Origin of the sequence: Bradyrhizobium sp. 154, from assembly GCF_023073875.1 — a bacterium.
Taxonomy (GTDB): Bacteria; Pseudomonadota; Alphaproteobacteria; order Rhizobiales; family Xanthobacteraceae; genus Bradyrhizobium.
Genome location: NZ_JADPKG010000120.1, coordinates 1 through 689, shown reverse-complemented (window position 1 = coordinate 689; position 689 = coordinate 1). Strand labels below are relative to the sequence as shown.

Below are 689 nucleotides of genomic sequence, written 5' to 3'. Positions count from 1 at the left end.
TCCTTTGTGGCGTTCGAACAACGACCACGTTCTAGCACTTTGATGCTGTTGGAGCGGGCCGTTCCACCACATCAAGTTTTATCCAGTCCTGAGTTCGCCCCGGCTGTTGGATTTACCCGAATGGGCGGTGGTAGCGACGGGAGCTGGTGCGGAGCCATCGGCATAGCGCAGCGCCAGATCCCGTCGCGGGTTGCAGGTGAAGGCAAACTCCGATGGTGTTTTCCATCCGAGTTGCGAGTGAGGTCGCGTATCGTTGTAGTCGGCCCGCCAATGTCCGAGTTCGACCCGGGCCTGGGCCAGCGACGTGAACAGCGTCTCGTTCAACAATTCGTCTCGGAGACGGCCATTGAAGCTTTCGATGAAGGCATTCTGCGTCGGCTTGCCGGGCGCGATGTAATGCCAGGCGACGCGGCTCTGATCGGCCCATGTCAGGATGGCGTTGCTGGTCAATTCGGTGCCGTTGTCGCTGACCACCATTTTGGGCTTGCCGCGCTCGATGATCAGCCGGTCCAGCTCCCGCGCCACCCGGGAGCCCGACAGCGAGGTGTCGGCCATCAACGCCAGGCATTCGCGCGTGCACTCGTCGACCACGGTCAGGATGCGGAAGCGGCGGCCATCGGTGAGCTGGTCCGAGACGAAGTCGAGCGACCAGCGGTCATTCGGCGCTATAGGCACCACCATCGGCGCCC

1 protein-coding gene is annotated in these 689 nt (G+C 62.3%); it reads right to left on the bottom strand.

Annotation, left to right across the window (positions count from 1 at the left end; translation table 11 throughout):
* Positions 1–78: 78 nt before the first annotated feature.
* The coding region (locus IVA92_RS33075; protein WP_247534656.1) for an integrase core domain-containing protein at positions 79–689 on the bottom strand (611 nt) is incomplete at its 5' end.